General features: G+C 55.6%; 11 protein-coding genes and 1 other annotated feature. Of the genes, 8 read left to right on the top strand and 3 right to left on the bottom strand.

Translation table 11 applies throughout. The features are described 5' to 3' along the window. Nucleotides 1–181: 181 nt before the first annotated feature. The 7 genes from hisH (at nt 182) to ACOYIE_RS07245 (ending at nt 4,961) form a co-directional block, all read left to right on the top strand. Nucleotides 182–799 (top strand): imidazole glycerol phosphate synthase subunit HisH, encoded by a 618-nt coding sequence (gene hisH / locus ACOYIE_RS07215; protein ID WP_433411835.1) that lies wholly within the window; start codon nt 182–184, stop codon nt 797–799. Then, on the top strand, nt 796–1,509 hold the full coding sequence (gene hisA, locus ACOYIE_RS07220) for a 1-(5-phosphoribosyl)-5-[(5-phosphoribosylamino)methylideneamino]imidazole-4-carboxamide isomerase (protein ID WP_433411837.1): 714 nt from the start codon (nt 796–798) through the stop codon (nt 1,507–1,509). The genes hisH and hisA overlap by 4 nt, the downstream gene beginning before the upstream one ends. Next, nucleotides 1,509–2,273, top strand: coding sequence for an imidazole glycerol phosphate synthase subunit HisF (gene hisF, locus ACOYIE_RS07225; protein ID WP_433411839.1), 765 nt, complete (start codon nt 1,509–1,511; stop codon nt 2,271–2,273). The genes hisA and hisF overlap by 1 nt, the downstream gene beginning before the upstream one ends. 116 nt (nt 2,274–2,389) lie before the next feature. Beyond that, nucleotides 2,390–2,722, top strand: a complete 333-nt coding sequence (gene hisI / locus ACOYIE_RS07230) for a phosphoribosyl-AMP cyclohydrolase (RefSeq protein ID WP_433411855.1) — start codon at nt 2,390–2,392, stop codon at nt 2,720–2,722. A gap of 109 nt (nt 2,723–2,831) precedes the next feature. Then, nucleotides 2,832–3,155, top strand: a complete 324-nt coding sequence (gene hisE / locus ACOYIE_RS07235) for a phosphoribosyl-ATP diphosphatase (RefSeq protein ID WP_433411840.1) — start codon at nt 2,832–2,834, stop codon at nt 3,153–3,155. 348 nt (nt 3,156–3,503) lie between these two features. Next, nucleotides 3,504–4,412 (top strand): C39 family peptidase, encoded by a 909-nt coding sequence (locus ACOYIE_RS07240; RefSeq protein WP_433411842.1) that lies wholly within the window; start codon nt 3,504–3,506, stop codon nt 4,410–4,412. A gap of 60 nt (nt 4,413–4,472) precedes the next feature. Then, complete coding sequence (locus tag ACOYIE_RS07245) at nt 4,473–4,961, top strand: pyridoxamine 5'-phosphate oxidase family protein (RefSeq protein ID WP_433411845.1); 489 nt, start codon at nt 4,473–4,475, stop codon at nt 4,959–4,961. An 84-nt stretch (nt 4,962–5,045) separates the two neighbouring features. Here the strand turns inward: ACOYIE_RS07245 and ACOYIE_RS07250 are convergent, their stop codons facing one another. The 3 genes from ACOYIE_RS07250 to ACOYIE_RS07260 all read right to left on the bottom strand — a co-directional run bounded on the left by ACOYIE_RS07250 (nt 5,046) and on the right by ACOYIE_RS07260 (nt 6,811). Further along, complete coding sequence (locus tag ACOYIE_RS07250) at nt 5,046–5,678, bottom strand: flavin reductase (RefSeq protein ID WP_433411847.1); 633 nt, start codon at nt 5,676–5,678, stop codon at nt 5,046–5,048. A 117-nt stretch (nt 5,679–5,795) separates the two neighbouring features. Continuing rightward, nucleotides 5,796–6,134: a DUF4363 family protein gene (locus ACOYIE_RS07255; RefSeq protein WP_433411849.1), complete on the bottom strand. Its 339-nt coding sequence runs from the start codon at nt 6,132–6,134 to the stop codon at nt 5,796–5,798. Nucleotides 6,135–6,136: 2 nt separating this feature from the next. Next, on the bottom strand, nt 6,137–6,811 hold the full coding sequence (locus ACOYIE_RS07260; protein ID WP_433411851.1) for a DUF421 domain-containing protein: 675 nt from the start codon (nt 6,809–6,811) through the stop codon (nt 6,137–6,139). A 150-nt stretch (nt 6,812–6,961) separates the two neighbouring features. After that, nucleotides 6,962–7,205 (top strand) — a binding site (T-box leader). A 52-nt stretch (nt 7,206–7,257) separates the two neighbouring features. Here ACOYIE_RS07260 and ACOYIE_RS07265 point away from each other — a divergent pair. Next, a partial coding sequence (locus ACOYIE_RS07265) for a thiamine pyrophosphate-binding protein (RefSeq protein ID WP_433411853.1) occupies nt 7,258–8,210 on the top strand: 953 nt, incomplete at its 3' end.

The following is an 8,210-nucleotide window of genomic DNA, read 5'->3' on the forward strand; positions in this document are numbered from 1 at the left end:
CTGGCTGTGGGCAGCCTGATTGCGATGCGAAACGAATCGTTGTATATCTGGGTGATTGCCGCAGTTGCGCTTTTTCTGGTCGTCGGTACGCGGCTGTGCAGTTGGAAGACGCTGAAAACCAAACGGCAGGGATAACAGGCGCAGCGCGAGCCGCCGCAACGGAAACAGAGGGTTTTACCATATGAGTTATATCGCAGTTGTAGACTATGGCGCAGGAAATCTGATGAGTGTGCAGAACTCGCTGGATTTTTTGGGATATGAGAATAAAATCGCGGCCACCGCAGCGGATATTGCGCGGGCGGAGGGCGTGATTCTGCCGGGCGTGGGCGCGTTTCCGGACGCGATGGCGGCGCTGGAACATTCAGGGCTGCTGGACGCAGTATACAGGGCGGCGAAGGAAAAGCCGTTTCTCGGCATTTGCCTTGGAATGCAGATGCTGTTTGAACAGTCGGACGAGGTGCGGCCGTGCAGGGGGCTGGGTCTGCTGCCCGGACGCATTGAGCGGATTCAGACGCCGCTCAAGCTGCCGCAGATTGGCTGGAATGCGCTTGAAATTCTGCATCCGAACGCCATGACGGCAGGGGTGCAGGCGGGGGACTATGTATATTTTGTCCACAGCTTTATGGCAAGACCGGCAGAGGAAGATGACCTTGCCTGTGTGACGGACTACGGGGTGCGCGTACCTGCCATGGTGGCGCGCGGCAATTTGTTTGGCTGCCAGTTTCATCCGGAAAAAAGCGGAGAAGTGGGGCTGAAAATGCTGAAAAACTTTGCAGAGCTGACGGAGGTGGGGAAATGAGAATACTCCCAGCCATTGATTTGAAAGACGGACAGTGTGTGCGCCTGCAAAAAGGCGATTACGGCACCGCGCATAAGGTGGCGGAAAATGCGGTGGAAACTGCGAAAGCATTTCTGGCTGCCGGCGCTGCGCTGATTCATATGGTTGATCTGGACGGGGCAAAGGACGGATCCCATGCCAACTACGATGTGGTAAAGCGGGTCATAGCCGAAACAGGTGCGGCGGTTGAATTGGGCGGCGGCATCCGCACGATGGCGGATATTGCGGCCGTGCTTTCGCTCGGCGTTTCGCGTGTTGTCATCGGTTCGGCGGCAGTCAAAAATCCGCCGCTGGTCAGGGAAGCGGTTCGGCAATACGGCGATAAGATCGCTGTAGGCGTGGACGCGCTCTCGGGCACGGTGCGCACGGAGGGCTGGCTGAAGGACAGCGGCATGGACTATATCGCCTTTGCCAAACAGATGGAGGATTTTGGCGTTCAGACCATTATCTTTACCGATATCGACAGGGACGGCATGCTGGAAGGTCCGAATTTTGACCAGCTTGCGCAGCTGCGGCAGGCGGTCTCGTGCGGCATTGTTGCATCGGGCGGCGTTTCGAGCCTTGCGGACGTGAAAAAGCTGAAAGCGCTTGGTATCGACGAGGCCATTGCGGGCAAAGCGGTATATACCGGCGCGCTGGACCTTGCGGCAGCGATCAGGGAGGCTGAGTGATGCTGGCAAAACGAATCATCCCCTGCCTGGACGTGAAAGACGGCAGGGTGGTTAAGGGTGTCAACTTTGTCGGCCTGCGGGACGCGGGCGATCCGGTCGAGCTGGCCAGATTCTACTCCCAGCAGGGCGCGGATGAGATTACTTTTCTGGATATCACTGCAACAAGCGATGACCGCGCCACCATTGCAGACGTTGTGCGCCGTACCTGCCGGGAGGTTTTTGTGCCGGTCACGGTGGGCGGCGGCATCCGCACGGTGGAGGATTTTCGGGATATTCTGCGCGCGGGCGCGGATAAAATATCGGTCAATTCTGCGGCGGTCAGAAATCCGGAGCTGGTCAGCGCGGCGGCCGAGCGGTATGGAAGCCAGTGCGTTGTGGTGGCGATTGACGGCCGGAAAACGGGCAAAACGCCTTCTGGATTTGAAGTGTACGTCGCCGGCGGGCGAACGCCGACCGGCGTGGACGCAGTAGCCTGGGCAAAAGAGGTGTGCGGCCGCGGCGCGGGTGAAATCCTGCTTACCTCGATGGACAGGGACGGAACCAAGTCCGGTTTTGATTTGGAGCTGACGCGCGCAGTGGTGGAAGCGGTGGATATTCCGGTCATCGCTTCGGGCGGCTGCGGCGCACTGGAGCATTTTTCCGAGGTGTTCGAGCAGACGGGATGCGATGCCGCGCTGGCCGCAAGCCTGTTTCACTATGGCGAGCTGCGCATCGGAGAAGTCAAGGAGTACCTGCATCACAAAGGAATTCCGGTGAGGGGATAACAATGGGATATGGAGTGATTGCAGCACTGGACGGTCAGCTCGATGCAAAACTGGATTCCTTTTTGAAATCCGGCTTGCAGGAGGGTGACGTCACGCTGGTAAAGGAGCGGAAAACAATGAATCTCAGCAAATTTTTTGAGAAAAGTGCGCTGATTCCGGTCATCTGTCAGGACGAGCGAAACGGCGAGGTGCTGATGCTCGGATATGCAAACGAGGAGGCGCTGCGCCTGACGATGGAGACCGGCACGGCGTGGTTTTTCTCCCGTTCGCGGCAAAAGCTCTGGAACAAGGGGGAGACTTCGGGAAACTTTATTTTTGTCAGCAAGATCCTGTCCGATTGTGACGATGACACGCTCATTTATTCCGGCGTTCCAAAGGGACCGGTCTGCCACACGGGCAGCCGAACCTGTTTTTACACAACGCTGTGGCAGAAAGAGGGCGGCTGCTGATGGTGTTTTCACTGGCCGCGCTGCTGGGCGTGGGACTGATCGCGGCTGTGCTGATTGCAGCGAGTGTGCTGCTTGTTACGTACAGATAATAAAATGAAAGGGAGAGAATATGAATTCGTTTGAGCAAATGGAGGCTGTGATCGCGCAGCGCAGGGCAGAGCCGCAGGAGGGGTCCTATACCTGCTATCTGTTTGAAAAAGGCCTGGATAAGATTCTCAAAAAAGTCGGCGAGGAGTGCGCTGAGACGATCATCGCCGCCAAGAACGGAGACAAAGCCGAGCTGGTCGGTGAGATCAACGACGTGTTCTATCACATGATGGTGATGATGAACGAATGCGGCGTATCGCTTGCCGATGTATGCGCGGAGATGGATATTCGTGCACAGAAAATTGGAAACTTGAAGCAGTTTCATGTTTCCGACCACAACACATAAAGAAAAAAGCAGCCGCGTGGCTGCTTTTTTTATTGCTGCAAACGGGATAGATTGGGCGTGCGCTGTATGAAACATTTGCAGGCGCTGCACCGTGTTGTTTTCAAAGAGAGAGACGGCTTTTGTCGGAAAGCTTGCATGTTGTTCGTATTGTAAATAGAAGCGGAAGCATTTTTTCGGAAAATTGAGAGAATTCTGCAACCAAAATGGGGCGGACAGACTCTTAATATCAGAGGAATTCATAAAATCTTAAGAGTTTTACCGGCGGAATGTTAAGAAATCTCTGCTATAGTGAAAACAGCACGGCATGTGTGGAGAATTGGATATAAAACGTAAAAGGATGGATTGGAAATGCGGTATGAGACCAGAATGATGGCGGGGACAGCAGCAAGAACGGCGCCGCGGCGGCACGTCAGAAGAAAGCGCAGAAGGCTGCGCAGTTTTGTGCGGTGTGCGCTGGCACTGATTGTTTTGCTTGCTGCGGCGGCGGGCGGCATGCGGCTGGCCGGATGGGTGAGAACGCTTTTTGCACAGGAGCGGACTGCGGCGGACTGGCAGACAGGACATGTAGCGGTTGCGGATGGAACCGCAGAGGCGATTGCAGCGCTTGCCGTGCGGGATGACAGAGCGAAGGAAATTGTCAGTCATCCGGAAAACTACCCGGCAGCTTTTCTGGATGCGCTGGCCAAAAACGAGGAGATGCTCGATTTTGTGCTGGGGTTTCCGGCGCACAGCGGCGACGCGCCCGCGGAGCGCCTGAACGAGCCGCTGGACACGGTGCCGCTGCTGCTGCAATGGGATGCGCGCTGGGGGTATCAGGCCTATGGGGAGAGCACGGTTGCAGTGAGCGGCTGTGCGCCGACCTGTGTGGCGATGGCTGCTTCCTACTTGATGGGAGACGAGAAGATCACCCCTTATGCGGTGGCGCAATACGCTGCGCAGCAGGGCTATTATGTGGCAGGCACGGGCACAAGCTGGGATTTGATTCATACCGGCGTACAGCATTTCGGCATTGCGTCGGAGGAACTGCCGCTGGGCGAAGCGCAGATCAATGCCGCGCTGGACGCAGGGCAGCCTGTTATTTGCAGCATGCTGCCGGGCGATTTTACGACGACAGGACATTTCATCGTGCTCTATGCCCGCGCAGACGGCGGTTATCGTGTTCGGGACCCCTTCAGCAGAGAGCGCAGCGAAAAAATCTGGAGCTATGATACGCTGTCCGGTCAGATAGGAAATTTGTGGGCCTGCCGCCGGCTGTAAGATAGGGCTTGCCGCGCGCAGACAAACATGGTATGCTTGTTTGCAGAGGTGAGGCAAATCATGCGCAGAAAAGACAGGGAAATTACCGGAAGGGAAAATATCGAGCCGATTCTGAAGGCGTGCAAGGTGTGCCGCATTGGAATGATTGCAGATGGATGGCCGTATGTGATTCCGATGAATTATGGTTATGAGTGGGACGATACGGGGCTGACACTGTATTTCCACAGCGGCGTAAAGGGAAAAAAGCTGGACGCACTGCGCGCTGACCCGCATATCTGCTTTGAAATGGATTTGGAGGACGGCCTGACCGGGGAGGGCGACAATGCCTGCCGGTACAGCTATGCGTTTTCTTCGGTTGTGGGATACGGCAGCATGGAGTTTGCGCAGGACAGCGCGCAGAAGCGCCATGGTTTTGACGTCATCATGCGCCACCAGACCGGCCGCGGCGGCTGGACCTATACCGAACCGGCGCTTTCGGTTGCAGAGGTGTTTTGGGTGCATGCAGACTCGTTCGAGGCGTCCCGCAAGACGCGCAAACCGCAGGAGTGAGCCTGCATTCCCATAAACAGAGAAAAACGCCCGCCTTCCGGCGGGCGTTTGGCGTTGCGGAAGAGACGGCAAAGCTGCTGCGGACTATGCCTCGCTGCGCTTTACAAATTTACTGCGCGGCGCGCGGCAGATTGGGCAGATATAGTCGTCCGGAATGTCCTCGTCCAGACGGACATAGCCGCACACTGTGCATTTCCATCCGGCGTCTGCGGAGAGTTCGCGATAAACCGGTGCGGTGGGCGGCACGGCCTTGCCGCGGTCTTCAAAGGCCTTCACGGTCAGACAGTCGCCGTCACGGAATAATTCGGCGTCCAGCAGATCGCAGATAAACAGCGTGTACGAGCCGATCGCGACGGTTTCCGTGACGCGCAGGCTCAGACGGGAAAGCATGCCTTCCCGCAGGAAGGGGCAGCCGCCGGCGTCGGTTTCAAAGGGGAATGCCGCAAATTTATCGATGGTGCGGCCGGATTTGTAGCCAAATTCATTGATGATTCGCTCCTCGGTGTCGGATGCGAGCAGCGTCACCGCAGCCATACCGGTTTTTTTGAGCGCCGCACAGGTCGCGGAATCGTTATTGAGGGACAAAGTAAACTTGGGCGGCCGTGAGGAGGTAACCTGATGCAGGGAGTTGATGATACAGCCAAAATTTTTCCCGGCATCCGCAGCAGAGACGAGCGCCATACTGTAGTCCAGTTTTTTATAAGCAGCGTTATTCATATCGGATCCTTTCCAGTGGGTGGACTGTGAAACTACTTTGTATACACTACCAATATACCACATGGATGGGAAAATAAGCTACGGTAGATTTCACAAAAAAACAGACGCTTTTATGGCTTAAAGCAGATTTTTCAGAATGGGTTTTTCCAGTTCGGGCAGATGCCGGAGCTGAAAAAGCAGCTCTGCACGGTCGGAGGAAAGGCTGTCCTGGTCGCCGGTGCGTTCTGCGGCGAGGATGCGCGCAAACAGACGTCCGGCCGTATCAATTTCGTCATGCAGCAGCAGTGCGCCGAACAGGGGCTGTGCATCGTTCCAGCGCAGGTATGCCTGTGAGAGGTGACCGTTTTCAATATCGTCCGCAATTTCATTTGCAGCGGCCGAAACCATGCGGCTGCTCCAGATACAGCCGCCGGCAGTCAGTATGAGAAGCGATGCTGCAATCAGCAAACGACGCATATTTATATTCCTGCCTTTCTCTGGATAAACGTGTTGCCGCAATCATCCAGCGTCATTAAAAAAACATCTGCAAGGGCGATGCTTTGGTTGCGCAGGCGGTTTTCAATATCCCGCGCGTCAAGCTGCAAAAGGTCTAACGAGCGATGGACCAACTTGCCGTCTGAGATGACGACAAGCGGCAGTCCGGTATCTTTTGGTGTCAAGCCGAGCATTTCCGCCGTGACCGGCTGCTGCGGCTGCTTCAGAATTACGGTGAGCGTGCCGTCCGGCTCTATGACGCCGTATTTCACATCGGCCACAGAGCAGACGTTTTGCTTGCGCAGCGTTTCGATGATTTCGTCTGTGGTCAGGCGGAGCTGCTGCAGTTTTTCAATATCAAGCTGCCCTTTTCGGATAATGATAGCCGGCTGACCGTTGAGCAGACGGCGGAATGTGCGGCTTTTGAGCGCGGCAAAGCTGATGATGATTTCCAGCGCAACCAACGCAACAATGGGCACCAACCCTGCAAACAGCGGTATACCGAGGTCCTGCATGGGGATTGCCGCCAAATCGGAAATCAGAATGGTAATGACCAGCTCGGATGGATTTAACTCGCCAATCTGGCGCTTGCCCATGATGCGGACTGCCGCCATGACGGCGGTGTAAAGAATCAGGGTGCGCAGCAGAGAGATGGACATATGCAACAGCCTCGTTTCTGGTAAGGTTGCAATAGTATGCCGGAAAACGATAAAAAATATTCCTGTCAAGAATTTAACATAGTAAAATGCAAAAATTAGTTGACAACTCGGAAAGTCGGTCTTATAATAGGATTACATTTTAAATATCGTAAACAGGTGATGATCGGAAAAGTAGCGCCTGGACCTCGGAAGAGAGCCGCCGGTTGGTGCAAGACGGTGAGGGAAGGGAGTGGCGAAAGTCCTCTGTGAGCCGAACGGATGAAAAGGGATGAAATAAGGCCCTGTGTAAGCCGTTCCGCAGGATCTGCGTTAACGGGTCAGGTGAGTGGTCGCGTAAGTCTTTGGTGCGCGGCAAAAAGAGTGGTACCGCAGAGTTGTAGTCTTTGTCTCTTTGGAGGGACAGAGGCTTTTTTTATATCGTTTTTTGAGAAAGGAGGCGGATTCGCATGGTAGAGAACGGTTCAGAAATTTTGGTGGACGTGCTGGTTGAACAGGGAGTCGATACGATTTTCGGCTATCCGGGCGGCGCAGTCCTCAATATTTATGACGCACTTTACAAAAACAGCGACCGCATTCGACATATTTTGACCGCCCACGAGCAGGGCGCGTCCCACGCCGCCGATGGCTATGCGAGAGCCACGGGCAAAGTAGGCGTCTGTCTCGCAACCAGCGGCCCTGGGGCGACCAATCTGGTCACGGGCATTGCTACGGCTTACATGGATTCGATTCCGATGGTTGCCATTACCGGCAACGTCGGCACCGCCCTGATCGGCAGAGACTCCTTCCAGGAGGTTTATATCGCAGGTATCACCATGCCGATCACCAAACACAATTTTGTCGTTCGCCATGTGGATGAACTGGCAGATACAATCCGCGCCGCTTTCCGCATTGCGGCAAGCGGCAGACCGGGCCCCGTGCTGGTTGATATTCCCAAGGATGTTACCGCAGCAATGGGAGAGTATCAGCCGCAGGCGAAGGAACAGGCAACCGATTACTATGTTGTGCCGGAGGAGCAGCTCTGGACGGTCGCTCAGATGCTGGCCGAGGCGGAGCGCCCGGTGATTTATTACGGCGGCGGCGTTGAGACGGCGGACGCCGGCAGGGATTTGCTGGCGCTGATGCATAAGGCTGATATTCCCGCAGTACACACGATGATGGCGATTGGTGCCGTGCCGGAGGACCCGCTGGAACTGGGCTGGGTTGGTATGCACGGCAAGGTGTCCAACGCATGGGCGATTGACCGCTGTGACCTGCTGCTTTCCATCGGCGCACGTTTTTCCGACCGTGTGGCGACCAATACCGACCGTTTTGCGCCCGGCGCAAAGGTAGTGCATGTTGATATTGACGCGGCGGAAATCAACAAAAATGTTGGCACGGCATATTCGATTGTGAGCGACGC

The organism is Agathobaculum sp. (assembly GCF_050946325.1).
Taxonomy (GTDB): Bacteria; Bacillota; Clostridia; order Oscillospirales; family Butyricicoccaceae; genus Agathobaculum.